Consider the following 19,957-nt stretch of genomic DNA (forward strand, 5'->3'; position numbering starts at 1 on the left):
GATCACGGATCAACACGTACCTCGCGCCGCCGCATGAAGTGAATTGACGACCACTGTCTGCTGTCGCGGTGTGTACATAGCCCACATGCTGGCTGAATCAGCGAGAGCCGGTACGTCGTTCCATCCAGGGCTCTGCAGCCGTGTCAACGTCGCTTCCACGGTTCCGAATGCCTCGAGCAATGCATACGCGTCGTCACACGTAAAGGCGAGTTCGCGCGGCTCGGCGTCACCCCCGTCCCCGCCACACGCAGTCAGCGTGAGCGCAAGTGGAATCGCGATACCGAGCATGATTCGCTTCATCGGCCAATCAGAGCAGACCGACTCTGCCCTGGCGGACTATTCTCGATCCATGCCGATCACCCCGGATACAAAGAACTGGACCTGGGTCCTCGAACGCCCCTGCGCCGAGTGCGGGTTCGATTCCTCCACCGTCGCATTCACGGATGTTCCTGATCTGGTGCGTGGCAACGCCACATCGTGGGTTGAGGTGCTGGAACGCGAGAATGTGACGGAGCGACCGGACAGTGAAACATGGTCAGCGCTGGAGTATTCCGCCCACGTGCGCGACGTGTTCAGGATCTTCAAGGTGCGGTTGGAACAGATGCTCCAATTCGACGATCCGACATTCGAGAACTGGGATCAGGACGCAACAGCTGAGTCCGAGCGGTACAACGACCAAGATCCGGCAACGGTCGCATCGGAGTTGGCGGACGCCGCGGCGGAGGTCGCGAACGCCTTCGAAACCGTGCCGGAGGGCAGCCGCCTACGACGGGGTCTCCGCAGTGACGGATCGGCGTTCACCGTCGAATCGTTGGCGGCATACTTCATTCACGATCCGATCCATCACTTGCACGACGTCTCGGCGTAGTCAGAGCCCGCGTACCTCCTCGAGGGTTCTTCTGGCTCCGACGGAGTGCAACGAGTCGAGGGTCTTTCGGAAGCTTGCGACAAATCGGCGATCGTCCACGAGATCGCCGAACACTTGGCGGTACCCGATGAACGCCAACGGGTCGCTCGACTGCTTCCGGGCGAGCGGCACCAGAGTGTCCGACAGTTGATCGACGACGGTGATGGGGTCACCGTTCTCGTCTGTGCCCTCGGCGTAGCGGGCCCAGCTGGCGACTATGGCGGTGGACAGGTTGATCGGTCCGCCAGTGTCGAGTTGGGTCCGGATGACGGGCAACAGCCACTTGGGAATTCGATCGGACGACTCGGCACACAGACGTGCAATCGTGTCGCGGACCTGGGGGTTCGAGAATCTTTCGATGAGGGTCTTCTTGTACTGATCGAGATCGACGCCGGGCACCGGATCAAGGGTCGGCGTCGCTTCGAGATTCATGTAGTCGAGCAGGAACCCTGACAAGAGTTCGTCCTGGCACGCCTCGTGAACCAGGCGGTATCCGGCAAGGTAACCGAAGTACGCGATGCCTTGATGGCTGGCATTGAGAAGTCGCAGTTTCATCAGTTCGTAGGGGCGAACATCCGGCACGAGATTGACGTCGGCATTCTCCAGAGGCGGCCGGCCTGAGGTGAACTCGTCCTCGAGGAACCATGCGGTGAACGGCTCGGCCGCGACCGGCCACTGATCGTCCACGCCAAACGTTTCGGCGATCTCTGCGGTCACCTCGGCTGTCGTGACGGGTGTGATCCGGTCGACCATGGAGTTGGGGAAGGCGCCGTTCTCGTCGATCCACTCCGCAAGTTCGGGATCCTTCAGGGCGGCGAAGGCTCCGACGGCCGTCCTCGCGACTGATCCGTTGCCTTCGATGTTGTCGCAACTCATGATCGTGAATGGTGGCAGGCCGCGGTCTCGACGGAGTGCGAGGGCAGCGCACATCAAACCGAAGGTGGTGCGGGGGAGCGCTCCCGGCTCGAGATCGTGCACCACATCGGGATTCGACGCGTCGAACTCACCCGTGGTGTGCGAGATGTTGTACCCGCCCTCGGTAATGGTGAGTGAGACGATCTTCGTCGATTCGGCCGCCATCTTCTCGATCACCGCCTCCGGATCGTCTGGAGCGAACAGGTACTCGACGATCGATCCGATGACCCGGCCCTCGAGGGTGCCGTCCGCATGCTTGAGCGCCAGTGTGTAGAGGCCGTCCTGCGCGCGGAGTGCGTCTTTCATTCGCCTGTCCGACGGCATCACTCCCACTCCGCAGATTCCCCAGTCGAAGCCCTCACCGCGTCGCAGGAGACTATCGATGTACATGGCCTGGTGTGCGCGGTGAAAGCCTCCGACCCCGAAATGCACTATGCCGGTGGTGACTTTGCTCCGGTCGTAGTTCGGCACTTCGAGTGCAGCATCGAAGTCGAGCAAGGTCTTCGTGTTGAGTTCCATGAAAGTTCTAGTCTCCTTCGGCGACGATGACTACGGCTTTGATGCTGCCGGGAATGCGATCGGCCACCAGGGCCTCTTGCGACTGTTCGAGTGAAAAGCGCGCTGTGACCATCGAATCCAGGTCGACGCGCCCGGCAGCGACCAGTGCGGCGGCGATCGGCCATGTGTTGGCGTATCGGAACACTCCGGTCAGCACCAGTTCGCGATTCTGAATGATCGGGACCGGCAACGGTATCTCGTCGGCACCCATCCCGACCAGAACGACGGTCCCAGCGGGCCGAACTGCGTGAATCCCGTCGATCACGGCGGCCGTGGCACCCGAGGCGTCGATGAAGGCGTCGACGGCCAGCGAGCGTACGTCGCTTTCGCGGGGGTCCACGACGGTTGTTGCGCCGAATTTCAGTGCCACATCACGCCGGGCCGCATCGATGTCCGAGACGATGACCTCCGTCGCGCCGAATGCCTTGACCACCTGCGTCGTCACGATCCCCACCGGGCCGGCGCCGGCGATCAACACACGAGAGCCCGCCGTGATTCCCGCCTTCTGGGCTGAGGCAATCCCCACGGAGAGTGGCTCGAACAGCGCAGCTGCCTCGTAGGACACGGAATCTGCGATGGGATGGGCGAAGTCGGCACCGATTGTGACGTAGTCGGTCAGTGCTCCGTCGATCGGCGGCGTCGCGAAGAACTCCATATGGGGGCAGAGGTTGTATCTGCCTGCCTTGGATTCGGGGCTTGTCGGATCAGGTTTCTGAGGCTCGATGGACACGCGCTGCCCGATGCGTCCCGGGTCGACGCCGACGCCGACTGCGGCGATGCGTCCCGATGCCTCATGTCCGAGAACAAGGGGCGCGTCGACCACGTAAGGGCCGATGCGACCTTCACGAAAGTAGTGCGCGTCCGACCCGCACACGCCCACGGCATGGATGCGAACGAGGACTTCGCCGGACTTCGGGGACGGTCGTGGTCTCTCGACCATCTGCATCTTTCCGGTTTCAACGAGGACGTTTGCCCGAATTGTCGCAGGTAGATCGATGGATTCTCCGGAAACTGTTGTGTGGGTCACAACCTAGATGTTAGCTTAATGAGCATAAGAACATCTAGTGAGCATTTGCTCACGATCGAGAAACTTTGAACCCGATGCACAAGGAGACCGCGTGAACCAGTCGGCTCAGCCCGCAGGACTCAAGTCGTCGAAGTTGCCTGCTTCCGAGGATGTGCGGCTCGCGTTGCGAGCGGCGACCATGTATCACCTCGAAGGCGCTACTCAGGCGGAGATCGCAGCGAAGTTGGGTGTCTCGCGGCCTACGGCTGGGCGACTGTTGGCCAGGGCGCGGACCCAAGGTTTGGTCAGGGTCGAGATTTTGGTACCGCCCGAGCTCGAAGGTTCGGTGAACACGGAGTTGGAATCGAAGCTGGAGAAGCACTTCGGGTTGGCCGAAGTGTTGATTGTGCCCGAAGCGAATTCGGACTCGGACGATCCGGACTTCGACGCGCTCGGCCGACGAGCAGCGGAAGTTCTGGTTCGTCGTCTGCAGCCATCGAGTGTTCTCGGGTTTACCTGGGGCCCGGAAACCGTTGCGGTTGCAGGATCTTTGCCAGACAAGGCGGCGAAGTGCTCGGCTGTGGTACAACTTGACGGCTCCATGACGGTGACCGACTACCAAACCGGTGTCGACTTCACTATCGGCCGATGTGCACAACAGTTGCAGGCCAATCCTATTCGCCTCAATGCTCCGCTGTATGCCGACCCGGCGACTGTGGAGTCGATGCGAAACGACTCGGTCATCTCGAAGGCGCTGAAAGCTGGAACTGATTCCGACATCATGGTTTTCGGAGTCGGTGCCGTATCGACTGCCACGACCTTGTTTGCCGGTAGCTTCGTCGACTCGACCATGCTGGACGAGTTGGAAAGTCGAGGCGCTGTCGGTGAAATCGGCGGCCGTTTCTACACGATCGACGGCAATCCAGTGGAGGGGCCACTGCCTGAGCGAACGGTCTCCGTATCGCTCGACGCAGTGAAAGCCTGCGATCAGACGATTCTGATTTCGGGGGGAACACACAAACGCCAGGCCGTTCTGGGCGCATTGCGCGGAGGTTTGGCAAACGTACTCGTCACCGACGTCGAGTGCGCCCAGTGGCTGCTCGAAGGCTAGCGATCTCACGAGTTTCGCTGTCCGAGCGCGCGACTGACACGCAAGTGTGAAGGAAGGTAATCCGTGAAAACAGGAAGACGAGTGTGGGGCGCTGCCGCGGCGGCGCTCTGCCTCCTGGTGTCGGGATGTGCGGGCGCTGGTGCGCTCGGTGGTTCCGGCGAACGAACAGTCACCATCGCGATGGTGTCGAACTCGCAGATGCAGGACGCCATCAAACTGGCGCCGGCTTTCGAAGCCGAGAACCCTGGCATCGACCTCAAATTCGTCAGCCTTTCCGAGAACCAGGCGCGCGCCAAGATCACGGCGTCGACGGCAACCGGCGGCGGTGAGTTCGACGTCGTGATGATCAGCAACTACGAGACACCTCAGTGGGCCGCCAACGGTTGGCTCACGAACCTGTCCGAGTATGCAGACAAGACGCCCGGTTATGACGAGGACGACTTCATACCGTCGATCAAGACTTCTCTGTCGTACGAGGACAGTATGTACGCGGTCCCGTTCTACGGGGAGTCGTCGTTCCTGATGTACCGCAAGGATCTGTTCGATCAGGCGGGGATAACAGTTCCCGAGGACCCGACGTGGCAAGAAGTTGCGGGTTGGGCAGCGCAATTCGACAACCCAGACGCCAAGATGGCGGGAATCTGCTTGCGTGGAAAGCCTGGCTGGGGTGAGGTACTCGCACCGCTGAACACCGTGATCAACACCTTCGGCGGACGCTGGTACGACGAGAACTGGAATGCGCAGTTGACCAGTCCGCAGGTCGAGGATGCGGTCCAGTTCTACGTGGATACTGTCAAGGAGCACGGTCAGCCCGGTCCTGCCACAAGCGGATTCGGTGAATGTGCAACACAATTCGCGCAAGGGAACACGGCGATGTGGTACGACGCGACTTCGGCTGTGTCGGTTCTCGAGGACCCTGCGTCGTCGAAGGTAGTCGGCAACATCGGATACGCGAAGGCGCCGAAGGTCGAGAAGTCCGATCCTGGTTGGCTCTACACCTGGGCGCTCGGAATCCCGGAGTCGGCACAGAACAAAGACGACGCCTGGAAGTTCATTTCCTGGATGACGAACAAGGACTACATTCAGAAGGTCGGAACCGAACTCGGCTGGTCGAGAGTTCCTCCGGGAAGTCGCCTTTCGACCTACGAGATTCCGGAGTATCAAGAGGCCGCACAGGCATTCGGTCCGATTACTCTCGAATCGATCAACAATGCAAATCCGAAAAACCCGACAGTGCAACCGGTTCCGTACACCGGCGTCCAGTTCCTCACCATCCCTGAGTTTCAGGACCTGGGCACTCGCGTCAGCCAGCAGATCAGTGCTGCCATCGCGGGTCAGAAGAGCGTGAAAGAAGCACTCGAACAATCCCAGCAGTATGCCGAGGTGGTCGGCAAGACCTATCAGGAGAACCGATGACTACGGTTGCCGAACCCAGCACCACGGTGGACGACGCGCCACCGGTCCGTGTCGAAAAGAAGATCTCCCGCGCCGAGGGTTGGCGTCGTAGAGGTCCCCTGTTGCCGGCGTTGATCTTTTCGATCGTCGTCACCCAGATTCCGTTTCTGTTCACCCTCTACTACTCGACGCAGTCGTGGAACCTTGTCCGGCCGGGATCGCGGCACTTCAACGGGTTCGACAACTACATCGAGGTTTTCAAGGACAGTCAGTTTCGGGAAGTCGCGGTCAACACGGTCATCATGATCGTGGGTACGGTCATCGTTTCGGTGATCCTCGGACTCGCGTTGGCACTGCTACTCGACAGAGCCTTCCTCGGTCGCGGGATCGTGCGGACACTGCTGATCACGCCATTTCTCATCACCCCCGTCGCTGGCGCATTGCTCTGGAAGACAACAATGTTCGACCCGGTATTCGGTATCGTGAACTTCGTCCTCCAGCCTTTCGGTGTCGGCCAGGTCGACTGGGTCAGCAAGTTTCCGCTCGCCGCCGTCATGATCAATCTGATCTGGCAGTGGACGCCCTTCATGATGCTGCTCATTCTGGCCGGCTTGCAGTCCATGCCCCGAGACATCCTCGAAGCCGCACGGGTGGACGGAGCCAAGCCGTTTGCGATGTTCCGCGAACTGACGTTGCCGCACCTGCGCCGCTTCATCGAACTCGGTGCAGTTCTGGGTGCGATCTACCTCGTGAACACCTTTGACGCGGTGTACATGATGACCTCGGGTGGGCCCGGCGTGGCCAGCTCGAACCTGCCGTTCTACATCTACCAGCGCGCGTTCCTCGGCTTCGACGTAGGTCAAGCTGCGGCGATGGGTGTCGTGACAGTGATCGCGACCATCATCGTGTCGACACTTGCGCTCCGATTGATCTTCAAGAGCTTTACCGGCAACGAGGAGGCGGCGTGATGACTGCCGTAGAGACGACAAGCGCGACGGCCGACAAGCCCGTCGTCAAGAAAAAGAAGAGCAGCAAGTTCAGTCCGTGGTCCGTTGTGGCGTGGATCGCCGCTCTCGGGTTCTTCTTCCCGGTCTTCTGGATGGTCCTGACCGCGTTCAAGACCGAGGCAGACGCCTACACGGATCCGCCGAAGCTGTTCTTCACTCCCACCCTCGAACAATTCCGTGCCGTCCTCGACTCCGGTCTCGGCACGACGCTGGCAAACTCTGCATTTGCAACGGCCATGTCGACGATTCTTGTTCTGCTACTCGGCGTTCCGGCTGCGTTTGCATTGTCGCTTCGCCCGGTTGCCAAGACTCAGGATGTTCTGTTCTTCTTTATCAGCACCAAGATGCTCCCAGTCGTCGCCGCAATCGTGCCGCTGTACGTGATCGTCAACGACATCGGATTGCTCGACAACATCTGGGCGCTGGTCATCTTGTACACATCGATGAATCTGCCGATCGCAGTGTGGATGATGCGTTCGTTCTTTCTCGAAGTCCCCGGAGAACTTCTCGAAGCCGCCAGCATGGACGGCGCGAGTTTGTGGACTTCCGTTCGCGAGGTGATACTCCCGCTGATCTCGCCCGGAATTGCTGCGACTGCGCTGATCTGCGTGATCTTCTCGTGGAACGAATTCTTCTTCGCTGTCAATCTGACAGCTGTTCAAGCGCAGACGATTCCGGTCTTCCTGGTCGGGTTCATCACGGGCGAGGGCCTGTACTGGGCTCGGCTCTCCGCGGCAGCGACCATGGCGGCATTGCCCGTCATCCTGGCCGGTTGGTTCGCCCAGAACAAACTGGTGCGTGGCCTGTCCTTCGGTGCAATCAAGTAATTCTCCTCACCCTCTCAGGAGTTCGTCATGGCTGAAATCTCGTACCAGAAAGCGTCTTGCATCTACGAAGGTGCTGGGACCCTCGCTGTCGATTCACTCGATCTTGATATCAAGGACGGCGAGTTCATCGTGCTCGTCGGTCCGTCAGGTTCCGGAAAGTCCACGGCCTTGCGCATGTTGGCAGGGCTCGAGGACATCGATTCCGGGGCGATCACCATTAACGGCAAGGACATGACCGATGTCCCGTCGAAGGATCGCGACATCGCAATGGTCTTTCAGAACTACGCGCTGTACCCCAACAAAACCGTCGGCGAAAACATGGGGTTCGCGTTGAAGATGCGCGGTGTGCCCGTCGAGGAGCGTAAGAAGAAAGTTGCCGAAGCGGCCAAACTGCTTGACCTGACGGAGTATCTCGACCGCAAGCCGGCCAAGCTTTCCGGTGGTCAACGGCAACGAGTTGCCATGGGCCGCGCCATCGTTCGCGAACCACAGGTGTTCTGCATGGACGAGCCGCTCTCCAACCTCGACGCAAAGCTACGCGTGCAGACCCGAACGCAGATCGCGGCGTTGCAGCGTCGTCTCGGAACCACCACCGTCTACGTCACGCACGATCAGGTGGAAGCGATGACGATGGGTGACCGCGTGGCAGTGCTCAAGGGCGGGAAGTTGCAACAATTCGCCTCTCCCACAGAACTTTACGATCGGCCGGCCAATGCTTTTGTTGCAGGCTTCATCGGATCTCCAGGGATGAACTTGGTAACGGCGCCGGTCAGTTCGGGTGGGGTGCGTTTCGGTGACGTCGAGGTTCCGCTAGACCGCGAGCAGATGGCGGCAATCGCCGCGGCCGGTCTGGCCTCGGTCACAGTGGGAATTCGGCCCGAGCAATTCCAGGTGGTCGCTGCCGGAGACGGAATCGCAGCTCAGATCGACCTGGTAGAGGAACTGGGTAACGAGTCGTACATCTACGCACACGTGCCTGGTACCGAAGCCGACCCGATTTCGCTCGTTGCCCGCACCGGCGGGCGATCGAAGTTGCAGTACGGCCAGACGCTGGGCTTCGAGCGGGTGGACGGTCCTGTTCACCTCTTCGACCCGACTACGGGTGACCGCGTGGGTAGCTGAATCCCACCACAATCGTGACCTGCTCGGCACCCGAACTCGTTCGTGCCGAGCAGGTCACATCCATCTTCGACTGGTGAGAAGGTTAGGGTCTACCGATGAGTGATACACGCGAACGATCCGTCGTGGTGTGTGGTGAGGGACTGGTCGATCTGGTTCCGGTGGGGGAGAACTTCTCACCCAAGTTGGGCGGTGGACCGTTCAACGTTGCGATCGCACTGGGGCGACTGGGATCCGACGTGGGATTCGTCTCGCGCTTGTCCCTCGACGCGTTCGGAGATCGGATGATCGACTCGCTGGCCGCGTCGAATGTCGACACAGCCGGAGTCGAGCGTGGGCCAGAGCCGACAACTCTGGCCGTCGTGAACCTTGCAGCGGACGGAGGTGCGCGGTATTCCTTTTACCTCGAGGGAACGGCGGATCGACAGTTCGCGCTGCCGAAACTTCCCTCTGCTCGGGCGTTCTCGTTCGGGACGCTGTCGCTGGTGCTCGAGCCCGGGGCCTCCGCTTACGAAGCGATGCTGCACGAAGCGCACTCTCGCGGTCGACTCACCATGGTGGACCCCAACATTCGTCCGGCGGTGATCTCCGACCCGGACGCATATCGACGACGGTTTCGATCGTGGTTGCCCGCCATCGATATTCTCAAAGTGAGCGACGACGACGCGAAGTGGTTGGGTTCGGTCGACGGCGCCGAGTGGCTCGACGAAGGCGTCGGCGCCGTCCTACTCACCCGTGGCGGCGATGGATTGAGGTTGATCACCAAGGAACTCGATGTTTCGGTTCCGGCGCCCGCGGTCGACGTCGCGGACACGATCGGTGCGGGCGATACGGTACACGGAGCCCTGTTGGCCTATCTCGATCGTCACGACGCACTCGACGCCGCCGTTGTGCGTGGGTTCTCCGAGGCAGATTGGTCGGCCGCATTGACCTTTGCGGCACGCGCGGCAGCCGTTACCGTGTCACGACCCGGGGCGGATCCGCCGTGGTCAAGGGAGTTGGGCCTGCCCGTCTAGCCCTGGGGACCACCGCCCTACTGCGAGCGCAGTACGTCGAACTGCCTACCTGTGCACGATGTGCGACGGGCCCGTGTATCGGCACAGTGATACGCATGTCGATATTCCTGTACAAACTCTCGCGATTCGCGTTCCGTCGCCGCTGGGCAATGGTGGGCTTCTGGGTTGTCCTGCTGGTGGCGGGTGGAGTAGGCGCAGCAACGCTGTCCGGCCCGACCGTCAATACATTGTCGATTCCGGGAACCGAATCGCAAGCTGCGCAAGACCTTCTGGCTGAACGGTTCCCGGAATCGTCCACTGGTGGAGCCAGTGCTCGCATCGTCTTCGAATCTCCCGCGGGCACAACGCTCGCCGATCCGGCCATTCAACGATCTGTCGGTGAATTGGTCTCTGCGCTCGGGAAGGACCCCGAGGTTGCAGCGGTGTCGGATCCGTATGCCTCCGGCGGTGTGTCGCCGACTGGGACGATCGGATACATGCAGGTCTCCTATACTGCCGACTCGATGGACTTGCCGGACAGTTCGAAGGAACTTCTCGAGTCTGCTGTCCATGACGCCTCGGATTCAGGACTGGCAGTCGATGTTGCCGGCAACGTGCTGATGGAAAGCAGCGCCGAATCCATGGGAGAGGTGATCGGAGTCGCGATCGCCGCGGTGGTGCTGACGGTCACCTTCGGTTCGTTGGTGGCGGCAGGGCTTCCGTTGATCAGCGCGCTCATCGGTATCGGTATCGCGATCTGCACGATCACCATCGCAACGGGCTTCATCGAATTGGGTTCGAGCACAACCGTCCTGGCAATGATGCTGGGGTTGGCAGTAGCGATCGACTACTCGCTGTTCATCGTCTCGCGTTACCGCGCGGAACTACGTGACGGGCACGATCCCGAAATCGCAGCGGGCCGTGCAGCCGGGACAGCGGGTTCGGCAGTAGTGTTCGCGGGATTGACCGTGCTCATCGCCTTGGCGGGATTGTTCGTCGTGAACATCCCGTTCCTGACGAGCATGGGTCTGGCTGCAGCGTTCGCAGTTGCTGTTGCAGTGGTCATTTCACTGACTCTGCTACCGGCCACGCTGGGTTTTGCAGGATCGCGCGTTCTGAGTCGCTCCGACCGTCGATTGCTTGCATCCGGTGGGCAGTTGACGCATCGCAAAACGAAAGAGGGCGCAGGATCGCGATGGGCCAAGTTCGTGATCCGGCGTCGAGTTCCGGTTTTGCTCGCGTCGGTCCTCGGGCTGGGATTGCTGGCGATCCCCACCTTCGGCATCAACCTGAGCCTGGCGAGCCCACCTGTCCCCGATACCACTGCGGCCCGAGCCACCGACCGACTTTCCGAGGGATTCGGTGCCGGGTTCAGTGGTCCACTCATGGTGGTCGTCGACGTTGCCGACGCTGCGGATCCGGCATCGGCATTGAGTGGGGCCCAGGAAAAACTCGGTGCTCTGCCCGACATAGCAGCAGTGACGCCGCCGGCACTCAATCAGGCCGGTGACACAGCAGTCATCACGGTGGTTCCGTCGAGCGGCCCCGAAACCGAGGCAACAAAGGCGCTCGTCGCAGATATACGTGAGGTTGCCGGATCGCTGACCGACGAGACCGGGGCCACGATGTCGGTCACCGGGCAGACAGCGTTGACGATCGACGTATCGGACCGTCTTGCCGATGCCCTCGTTCCCTACCTCGCATTGGTCGTCGGCCTCGCCTTCGTTCTCCTCATGTTGGTGTTCCGCTCGATCTTGGTACCGCTCAAGGCAACTCTCGGATTTCTGCTCTCCATCGGCGCGACGTTCGGTGTGCTGGTTGCCATCTTCCAGTGGGGCTGGTTCGCCGGCATTCTCGGAATCGAAGGTCAAACCGGGTCAGTTGTCGCGATGTTGCCCATCTTCATGATCGGCATCGTCTTCGGGTTGGCGATGGACTACCAGGTGTTCCTGGTGACCAGAATGCGTGAAGCGTTCGTCCACGGTGACGGACCAGACGAAGCAGTCGTGAAGGGCTTCGACCAGGGCGCCCGAGTGGTCACGGCCGCCGCGCTGATCATGATCGCCGTTTTCGCAGGTTTCATCTTCGGTGGCGACGCCTTCATCATGCAGATCGGACTCGGACTCTCGTTCGCGGTTCTGTTCGACGCCTTCGTGATTCGTATGACCGTCGTGCCCGCCGTCATGTCGCTGTTGGGCTCGAAGGCATGGTGGTTCCCCGCCTGGCTGGACCGGTTGGTCCCGAACGTGGATGTCGAGGGGGAGCAGTTGACTGCGCTGCTCGCCGATTCGAGGGAATTCAGTGAGCCTACGAGCGACAAGCTGTCGGTGTGACCCGGATACGGTAGATCGATGACTTCGACATCGACGTGGGGTCGATGGTGTGCGGAACACCCGCGCACCATCGACCTGGCACTGACGATTCTCGTGCTCCTTGCCACGTGGACGGCGCACCGCATCGCGCTCGATGGCAATGACACCCGCGAAGTAACAGTTATGGGAGTCTTTGTAACAGTGATCGCAGCGGCAACCATCGTGTTCCGCAGGCGCTATCCGTTCTCGGCGCTGGCGGTGGCAGTACTCCTCGGTGTGTTGATGATTGCACTGTCAGCGCCGCCGAATGCCGGTACAGGTTCCGCAGCGATGGTGTGCCTCTATTACGTTGCCAGCACGAGCGACCGCCGGACGACCTTTTTCGCAGCGGCGAGCACCGTCAGCTCGCTGATGCTCGTCACGATCTTCCTGGGAGTCGGGAACAATCTGCTGCAGGAGGCCCTGGGGCTGTTGGCTTGGTTGCTGATGGCGAGTTTTGCCGGCGCCGAGGTCCGTTCTCGCCGCGCCTATCTGGAGTCCGTCGAGGCGCGCGCGGTGCAAGCGGAAAGAATGCGCGAGGACGAGGCCCGACATCGCGTCGTGGAAGAAAGGATGCGGATTGCGCGGGACCTGCACGACGTTGTCGCGCACCACATTGCCTTGGTCAACCTGCAAGTCGGGGTCGCGTCGCACTTGATCGGGAAAGACCCGGAGAAGGCGACGACTGCACTGCGCGGCGTGGAGGAAACGTCCAAGGCGGCACTCGATGAAATTCGGGCCACGGTTGGAGTTCTCCGTGATGCTCAGGACAGCGATCGCTCGATGAAGCCGGCCCCAGGGCTGTCGGATCTACCGGCGCTGGTGGATCAATTCGTGAGTGCAGGAATGGAAATCGACGTGCGCGCTGTGGGTTCGCTGCGCCCTCTCGGGCCCGCGGTAGACCTCACGGCGTACCGAATCATCCAGGAAGCACTCGTGAATGCGAGCAAGCACGCGCTGCCCGGTGCCGTCACCGTGACGTTGTCGTACGAAGCCGAGGTTCTGGTCCTGACGGTCGAAAACGCCGGAACGGCAGTGCCTTCGACTTCGCCACCCGGGTACGGACTGCTGGGAATGAAGGAAAGGGCGCAAGCGATGGGAGGCGAGGTTTCGGCAGGATTCCGCGCGGACGGGGGATTTCGTGTGGATGCCCAACTGCCGCTTGTCTCGGTGTCAAGCGGTTCGGAGCGTGAGGAGTCGTGAGTATTCGGGTGGTGGTGGCAGACGATCAGGCACTCTTCCGTCAAACGCTTGCGCTGCTGATCGGTTCGGAAGACGACATGGAGGTGGTCGCCGAGGCAGCAGACGGAGAGCAGGCATTCCAGGCGGCGCTCGCGCACCGACCCGACGTCGTACTGATGGACATTCGCATGCCGGGCACCAGCGGCGTCGAAGCAACGGCAATGATTGCCGATCATCCGGATCTCTCCGACGTACATGTGTTGATCCTGACGACCTTCGAAGTGGACGAGCATGTGGCACAGGCGATTCGGGCGGGAGCCAGCGGGTTCATCGGCAAAGGAATCCGGGCTGAAGGCCTGCTCGATGCCGTGCGAACGGTCGCGAGTGGGAACTCCTTGTTGTCGCCGATTGCGACCAGTGCGTTGATTTCTCGATTCCTTTCCACCCCGTCGCGGGCCGACTCGACGTCTGGGATTTTCGGTCAATTGACCCCACGTGAACTCGAAGTGGTAACTCTCGTTGCCCTGGGGATGTCCAACGACGAAATCGCCGCGGAGTTGGTGATCAGCGCTGTCACCGCAAAAACGCACGTGAACCGGGCGATGACGAAACTGGATGTCCGTGACCGCGCGCAACTGGTGGTTCTGGCCTATCAATGCGGTTTGGTCGTTCCAGGACGTTCGGTGGATTGACTCGAGAAACTCTTGACTCGAACGCATGTTCGAGTACTCTTTGTGTAGGGGATCGGGGGATCGGGGGATTCAATGAGTGTCTTGTTGTCGGGTGTGGTGTCTGGTTCTGCGGTGGGGTTGCGTGGACGTCTGTGGAGGTTGTCGGCTTCTGAGTTGCGGGCTGCTGCGGTGTCTGCGAGCGCCGAGATTCTGCGTCTCGAGGCTGTTCGGGTGGCGGTGGTCGACGAGTTGTCGTTGCGTCCGGATGATCAGGTGATCGCGAGCCGCGGGGTGGGTGCGTGGTTGGCGGCGAACACGATGTTGCAGGTGCGGGACGGGAAGAAGATCGCCGCCCTCGGCGCGGCTCTACGCGCATTCCCCGCTGTGGCGACAGGATTCGATTGCGGGGATTGTTCGTTCGAGCACGCCGTGTTGATAGTGGCGTTCTGCGAGTCACCGCCGAAGGGGATGCCGGAGGAAGCGCTACCGAAGTGCATCGACTTGTTGTTGGCGGCCGCGTCGGGTGTGGAAGCAACGACCACGAAGGTGCGGAACGTCATCGCGACGTTGGAGCGAATCTTCGAATCCGATGAAATTCCACCCGCCGAAGACGTCGACCGCAACGAGTTGAGGATCGCCTCGACGCTGAATGGTCGGGTGGTGGTGCGTGGGGATTTCGATGCCCTCACCGGCGAAATGTTGTTGTCGGCGTTGTCGAATCTGACGATGCCGACCCCGGCACCCGATGGAACGCCGGATTCTCGGTCGGCGGCGAAGCGGACCGCCGACGGGTTCACCGAACTGATCCGCCGCTATCTCGACTGCGCCAAAACCGGCATGGATGGCGGCCAGCGGCCGCACGTGAACGTACACATCAACGCCCGTGATCTCGCCGAGCACCGCGATTGCGCCACGACCCCCACTGATGGTGGGTCTGTGTCGGATCTCGATGTCGGGCACATGCCCTGGCTCGGACCACTCTCGGTATCGCAGACCAGGCTTCTCGGGTGCGACTGCTTCCTGTCCACTGTCCTACTCGACGATCACGGAGCGCCGCTCGATGCGAAACCCGGGAAACGGTTGGTCACCGCCGAACAGAGAGTGGCGTTGATCGCGAGAGACAAGGGTTGCGCGTTCCCCGGCTGCACATGCGTCCCCGCGTGGACCGATGCGCACCACATCCGGCACTGGGCCAATGGCGGCCCGACGGTGATGAACAACCTGGTCCTGCTGTGCCGTTCACATCATCGGTTGATGCATCGCAAATCCGGGTTCGTCGGAAAGTGGGAGATCCGGATCGGCGTCGACAACAAGCCGTGGTTCATTCCGCCGCCGTCGATCGATCCGCAGCGGCACCCGCGGCCGGCGAACACCACCTTCACAACCTGAGGACGAACCTCAGGCACAACAGAACACGGCCAGGCTCCGCGTCCGACTTATCTGTTGGAGGCGGAGCCCAGGTGCCTTCGTTGGGGATTGCTTTCAGTGGGGCTGTGCGGGGTGCCGTGCTTTCTGAGGTGCCGTGCTTTCGGGGAGTGACAGTGCAGTTGTCCCACTCAGTGGGTCGTTATTTCATCCTCGCCGCGCCGATTGTGCCAGGTCATTTGGACGTCTGACCTGCAGTGCAAAATCTTTCGTTAGAACACGTTCCAATTTCGCGGATTTGTGGCTATGGTCACAGAGATAGATGCGGGTGTGCGAATGAAAGGGTGAAGTGACGTGAAGACCAAGGGTGCAATCCTGTGGGGCCTCAACGAAAAGTGGTCCGTCGAGGAGATCGAGATCGGCGAACCGGTAGCCGGCGAAGTTCAAATTCGCATGGAAGCGGCCGGAATGTGCCACTCCGATCACCACATCGTCACCGGCGCGACTCCGATGCCGTCGTTCCCTGTCATGGGCGGGCACGAGGGTTCGGGCGTCATCACCAAGCTCGGCCCGGAGGTCAAGGGCCTGGAGGTCGGCGACCACGTCGTTCTGTCCTTCATTCCGGCTTGTGGAACCTGTCCGGCGTGTTCGGCCGGACATCAGAATCTGTGTGACCTCGGGATGGGCCTCCTCAGCGGCCAGGCCATCAGCGACGGCACGTACCGGATCCAGGCTCGCGGCGAAAACGTGATCCCGATGTGCCTGCTAGGGACGTTCTCGCCCTACATGGTCGTGAACCAGTCGTCAGTGGTGAAGATCGACAAGGACATCCCGTTCGAGGTTGCCGCACTCGTCGGTTGCGGTGTTCCCACCGGTTGGGGATCGGCAACCCACATCGCTGATGTGAAGCCGGGCGAAGACGTGGTGATCATGGGTGTCGGCGGCGTCGGTATCAGTGCCCTGCAGGGTGCAGTTGCCTCGGGTGCTCGGTACATCTTTGCCATCGACCCGGTGCCGTGGAAGCGTGAGCAGGCTCTGAAGTTCGGTGCAACGCATGCTTTCGAAAGCGCCGCCGCGGCCATTCAGCCGATCATCGACGCTACGTATGGACGCATGGCGCAGAAGACGATCATCACCGTCGGCGAAATGAAGGGTGAGTACGTCGAAGAAGCGATGATTCTGACGGCCAAGGCTGGCCGTTGTGTTGTCACCGCAATGGGGCATCTGACGGACATGGATGTGAAGCTGAACCTGTTCCTGATGTCGATGCTTCAGAAGGATCTTCAGGGCAACATCTTCGGTGGTGGCAACGCTCGCCAGGACGTCCCGAACCTTCTCGCGATGTACAAGGCGGGCAAGCTGAACCTCGACGACATGGTCACTCGGACCTACACGCTCGAAGGCGTGAACGACGGCTACCAGGACATGTTGGATGGCAAGAACATCCGCGGCGTCATCCGCTACACCGAAGCTGACTGGTGATCGGAAGCTCGCAACTCTTGTGCCAGTAGTCTGATCGGGTGCCCAGTACTCACAGTCTCGACGTAATCCAGCAGTGGCCGGTCGACAACGCGGCAGCGGTCGTCCTCTCCGGGAAGAATCCGGTTGAGGGCGACCGCGTTCGTGGTTTCAGCGGCGACCAGTCGCACGTTTTCCCCCTGGCTTCGGTGACAAAACTGTTGTGCGCCTACGCGATTCTCGTGGCAGTGGAGGAAGGGGCGGTCGAGCTGGATGGGCCGGCCGGGCCCGAGGGGTCGACCGTTCGTCACCTCCTCGCGCATGCCTCGGGGTTGGCATTCGCCGAACGTGTCGTTCAGGCGCCGGTGGCGTCGAAGCGGATTTATTCGAGTGCGGGTTTCGAAGTTCTTGCCGAGTTGGTTTCCCGGGAGACCGAGATCGAGTTTGCCGATTATCTGGCCGAGGCGGTGTTCGCGCCGTTGGGGATGACCAGCGCCGCTCTTGTCGGTCCGGCCGGCCACGGTGCGCAGGCATCGGCAGACGACTTGGCCAAGTTCGCGGCCGAACTGCTCTCGCCGACGCTGATCTCGACGCAGACGTTCGCAGAGGCGACATCTGTTCAGTTCCCGGGGCTCAACGGAATTCTTCCGGGTTACGGCTCTCAGCGCCCCAACGACTGGGGACTCGGATTCGAAATCCGCGCCGACAAGCGTCCGCACTGGACGGGGCTCGAGAACTCGGCTGCAACCTTCGGTCATTTCGGCCAGTCGGGGACGTTCCTGTGGGTCGATCCCACGATCCATTCTGCGTGCGTCGTGCTGACCGATCGTGATTTCGGTGATTGGGCCAAGCCTTTGTGGACTGAATTGTCCGATGGTGTGATCGGCGAAGTTTCCCGATAGAGCACAAATTTCTCTCCTTCCACTGGCGCAACACGGGTAACACAAGGCACACTGTTCAATCGAGCGTGCTGCACGAACTCGACAGAGGTCGTTGGGGAAGACGTCCCTCGTCGAAGCAGGAGGCTCGAGTGCGCGAAATGAATCAATTCGCGGACGTGACGACTGGTGTGGTTTACATCCACTCGTCGCCCGCGGCGCTGTGCCCGCACGTGGATTGGGCTTTGTCCGCCACGTTGGACAGCCCTGCCAAGCTCAGATGGACCTCACAGCCTGCCTACGACGGACTTCTGCGTGCGACGACGGACTGGACAGGTCCCGTCGGAACCTGTGCCCGCCTGGTCGATTCGCTACGGGCGTGGCCGATGTTGCGCTTCGAGGTCACCGAGGACCCGAGCCACGGCGTCGACGGCGAACGGTACAGCCATGTGCCCGGTCTGGGCTTGTGGCGCGGATCCACCAGTGCGAACGGTGATGTCGTCGTTGGGGAGATGAAACTGCGGTCCATCATGAATTCTGGTGGAGACATCGCCGCGGAGATCGATCGGGCGATAGGCGCACCGTGGGACGAGGAACTCGAACCCTTCCGGAGTTCCGGCGAAGGCGCCGAAGTGACCTGGCTGCGAAGGCGTGTCAGCTGACCGAGGTCCATCCTGAACCCTGAGTGCTCTCGCGGATTGAACGACAAAGACTTGAATGACAAAGGTGGGCCCCGCCGTATCGGCGAGGCCCACCTTGCTGTCCGGGGTTGTCAGAGCGGAATGTTCTTGTGGCGCGCGCGGACAGATGGTGCAGATGCGAGCGCAGCGGTCACGATGCTGCGAGTCTTCGCCGGGTCGATTTCCTCGTCGACGACGCCGATTTCAACCGCGCGGTCTACGCCGCCCGCGATCGCCTCGTGTTCGGCGGCGAGACGGTTGTGCAATGCCTCGCGCTCGTCGTCCGGTGCCGCAGAGAGAGCCCGCTTGTGCAGGATGCCGACCGCGGCCTTCGCGCCCATCACGGCTACTTCGGAGTTGGGCCAAGCGAATACGGCCGTGGCACCGAGTGCTCGCGAGTTCATTGCTATGTAGGCGCCGCCGTAGATCTTTCGAGTGACGACGGTGACGCGGGGGACAGTTGCCTCGGCGAAGGCGTGAAGCAACTTTGCTCCGCGCCGAACCACGCCTTCCCACTCCATCGACACGCCCGGCAGATACCCGGGAACATCGACGACGACCACGAGCGGCACGCCGAATGCGTTGCACAGTCGCACGAATCGAGCGGCCTTCTCGGCGCTTTCGGAGTTCAGGCACCCGCCGAGTCGGAGTGGGTTGTTCGCGATGACACCAACGGTGCGTCCGGCCATCCGACCGAAACCGGTGACGATGCTCCGGGCGTAATTACCTTGCAGTTCTTCGAAACTCGACTCACCTTCGACGTTGTCGAGCATTTCGTGAACGATCGGACGAACGTCGTATGCACGTTTTGCGGATGCAGGCATCATGGCGCGCAGATCACTGTCGCCGAGTTCCGCTGCCCGCTGATCGAATTCGCCCTGCTCGCACATCATCGAGACCAGGCGGCGCGCGCGGTGCAATGCGTCGGCCTCGTCGTGTGCGGCGATGTGCGCGACACCCGACTTCTTGGTGTGTGTGTCCGGGCCGCCGAGTGACACCATGTCTACCTGTTCGCCGGTGACACTGCGAACTACGTCTGGGCCGGTGACGAACACTCGGCCTTCCGGCGCCATGATCACGACGTCGGTGAGGGCTGGACCGTACGCGGCTCCACCGGCGGCAAAGCCGAGCACGACCGAAATTTGAGGTATGAGACCCGACGCGCGGACCATGGCCTCGAAGACAAGTCCGACGGCGTGGAGCGCTTCGACGCCTTCAGCCAGACGCGCGCCACCGGAGTGCCAGAGGCCCACGATGGGGGACTCTTCCTCGATGGCGGTATCGATGGCTTTGACGAGGTGTTTGCAACCGTCGACGCCCATGGCGCCGCCCATGACGGTGGCGTCGGAGCAGTATGCGATGGTGCGCACGCCGTCGATGTTTCCGGACGCAGCGAGCACGCCGGACTTGTCGCGGGCGTGGAGCGGCACTGTCGTGCCGGGGTCGAACAGATTTTCCAGGCGCGCAAGAGGATCGCGCGGGTCTGTCGATGATTCGGACTTTGTCACGGGGGCCAGGATGGTCATCGCGTC

General features: G+C 61.3%; 18 protein-coding genes. 14 read left to right on the forward strand and 4 right to left on the reverse strand.

Translation table 11 applies throughout. The features are described 5' to 3' along the window. Positions 1–9: 9 nt before the first annotated feature. Complete coding sequence (locus I7X09_RS19615) at positions 10–300, reverse strand: hypothetical protein (RefSeq protein WP_200313324.1); 291 nt, start codon at positions 298–300, stop codon at positions 10–12. 49 nt (positions 301–349) lie between these two features. Between I7X09_RS19615 and I7X09_RS19620 the strand changes: the two genes are divergently transcribed. Continuing rightward, positions 350–868: a DinB family protein gene (locus I7X09_RS19620; RefSeq protein ID WP_200313325.1), complete on the forward strand. Its 519-nt coding sequence runs from the start codon at positions 350–352 to the stop codon at positions 866–868. Here I7X09_RS19620 and I7X09_RS19625 read toward each other — a convergent pair whose 3' ends face one another. Together I7X09_RS19625 and I7X09_RS19630 are read right to left on the reverse strand one after the other, a co-directional pair. Next, positions 869–2,341 (reverse strand): mannitol dehydrogenase family protein, encoded by a 1,473-nt coding sequence (locus I7X09_RS19625; protein ID WP_200313326.1) that lies wholly within the window; start codon positions 2,339–2,341, stop codon positions 869–871. It lies immediately after the preceding gene. Between the two features lie 7 nt (positions 2,342–2,348). After that, positions 2,349–3,359: an NAD(P)-dependent alcohol dehydrogenase gene (locus I7X09_RS19630; RefSeq protein ID WP_200317940.1), complete on the reverse strand. Its 1,011-nt coding sequence runs from the start codon at positions 3,357–3,359 to the stop codon at positions 2,349–2,351. Positions 3,360–3,498: 139 nt separating this feature from the next. On the opposite strand from I7X09_RS19630, the gene I7X09_RS19635 reads away from it, so the two are divergent. The 13 genes from I7X09_RS19635 to I7X09_RS19695 all read left to right on the forward strand — a co-directional run bounded on the left by I7X09_RS19635 (position 3,499) and on the right by I7X09_RS19695 (position 18,407). Next, complete coding sequence (locus tag I7X09_RS19635) at positions 3,499–4,497, forward strand: sugar-binding transcriptional regulator (RefSeq protein WP_095969792.1); 999 nt, start codon at positions 3,499–3,501, stop codon at positions 4,495–4,497. A gap of 63 nt (positions 4,498–4,560) precedes the next feature. Then, entirely contained in the window at positions 4,561–5,913 is a 1,353-nt protein-coding gene (locus tag I7X09_RS19640) for an ABC transporter substrate-binding protein (protein ID WP_234036636.1), read from the forward strand. Further along, a complete protein-coding gene (locus I7X09_RS19645) occupies positions 5,910–6,860 on the forward strand; it encodes a carbohydrate ABC transporter permease (protein WP_200313327.1) in 951 nt (316 codons plus the stop codon). Before I7X09_RS19640 ends, I7X09_RS19645 begins: the two co-directional genes overlap by 4 nt. Then, a complete protein-coding gene (locus I7X09_RS19650) occupies positions 6,860–7,726 on the forward strand; it encodes a carbohydrate ABC transporter permease (protein ID WP_003941600.1) in 867 nt (288 codons plus the stop codon). The genes I7X09_RS19645 and I7X09_RS19650 overlap by 1 nt, the downstream gene beginning before the upstream one ends. Before the next feature lie 27 nt (positions 7,727–7,753). Beyond that, positions 7,754–8,848, forward strand: coding sequence for an ABC transporter ATP-binding protein (locus tag I7X09_RS19655; RefSeq protein ID WP_200313328.1), 1,095 nt, complete (start codon positions 7,754–7,756; stop codon positions 8,846–8,848). A 95-nt stretch (positions 8,849–8,943) separates the two neighbouring features. Next, positions 8,944–9,861, forward strand: a complete 918-nt coding sequence (locus I7X09_RS19660; protein ID WP_200313329.1) for a carbohydrate kinase family protein — start codon at positions 8,944–8,946, stop codon at positions 9,859–9,861. 95 nt (positions 9,862–9,956) lie between these two features. Beyond that, the gene (locus I7X09_RS19665; protein ID WP_200313330.1) at positions 9,957–12,173 is read left to right on the forward strand and encodes an MMPL family transporter; all 2,217 of its coding nucleotides are present in this window, start codon (positions 9,957–9,959) and stop codon (positions 12,171–12,173) included. A gap of 18 nt (positions 12,174–12,191) precedes the next feature. After that, positions 12,192–13,394 (forward strand): sensor histidine kinase, encoded by a 1,203-nt coding sequence (locus tag I7X09_RS19670; RefSeq protein WP_200313331.1) that lies wholly within the window; start codon positions 12,192–12,194, stop codon positions 13,392–13,394. Continuing rightward, positions 13,391–14,065, forward strand: a complete 675-nt coding sequence (locus I7X09_RS19675) for a response regulator transcription factor (protein WP_200313332.1) — start codon at positions 13,391–13,393, stop codon at positions 14,063–14,065. Before I7X09_RS19670 ends, I7X09_RS19675 begins: the two co-directional genes overlap by 4 nt. A gap of 72 nt (positions 14,066–14,137) precedes the next feature. Then, complete coding sequence (locus I7X09_RS19680; protein WP_200313333.1) at positions 14,138–15,433, forward strand: HNH endonuclease signature motif containing protein; 1,296 nt, start codon at positions 14,138–14,140, stop codon at positions 15,431–15,433. 330 nt (positions 15,434–15,763) lie between these two features. Then, on the forward strand, positions 15,764–16,891 hold the full coding sequence (locus I7X09_RS19685) for an NDMA-dependent alcohol dehydrogenase (RefSeq protein ID WP_019748970.1): 1,128 nt from the start codon (positions 15,764–15,766) through the stop codon (positions 16,889–16,891). A gap of 38 nt (positions 16,892–16,929) precedes the next feature. Next, the gene (locus I7X09_RS19690) at positions 16,930–17,769 is read left to right on the forward strand and encodes a serine hydrolase domain-containing protein (RefSeq protein WP_200313334.1); all 840 of its coding nucleotides are present in this window, start codon (positions 16,930–16,932) and stop codon (positions 17,767–17,769) included. A 128-nt stretch (positions 17,770–17,897) separates the two neighbouring features. After that, positions 17,898–18,407, forward strand: a complete 510-nt coding sequence (locus tag I7X09_RS19695) for a DUF3145 domain-containing protein (protein WP_003941617.1) — start codon at positions 17,898–17,900, stop codon at positions 18,405–18,407. 110 nt (positions 18,408–18,517) lie between these two features. Here I7X09_RS19695 and I7X09_RS19700 read toward each other — a convergent pair whose 3' ends face one another. Then, entirely contained in the window at positions 18,518–19,951 is a 1,434-nt protein-coding gene (locus I7X09_RS19700) for an acyl-CoA carboxylase subunit beta (protein WP_200313335.1), read from the reverse strand. Positions 19,952–19,957: the final 6 nt, after the last annotated feature.

This window comes from Rhodococcus sp. P-2, from assembly GCF_016598535.1.
Classification (GTDB): domain Bacteria; phylum Actinomycetota; class Actinomycetes; order Mycobacteriales; family Mycobacteriaceae; genus Rhodococcus_F; species Rhodococcus_F baikonurensis.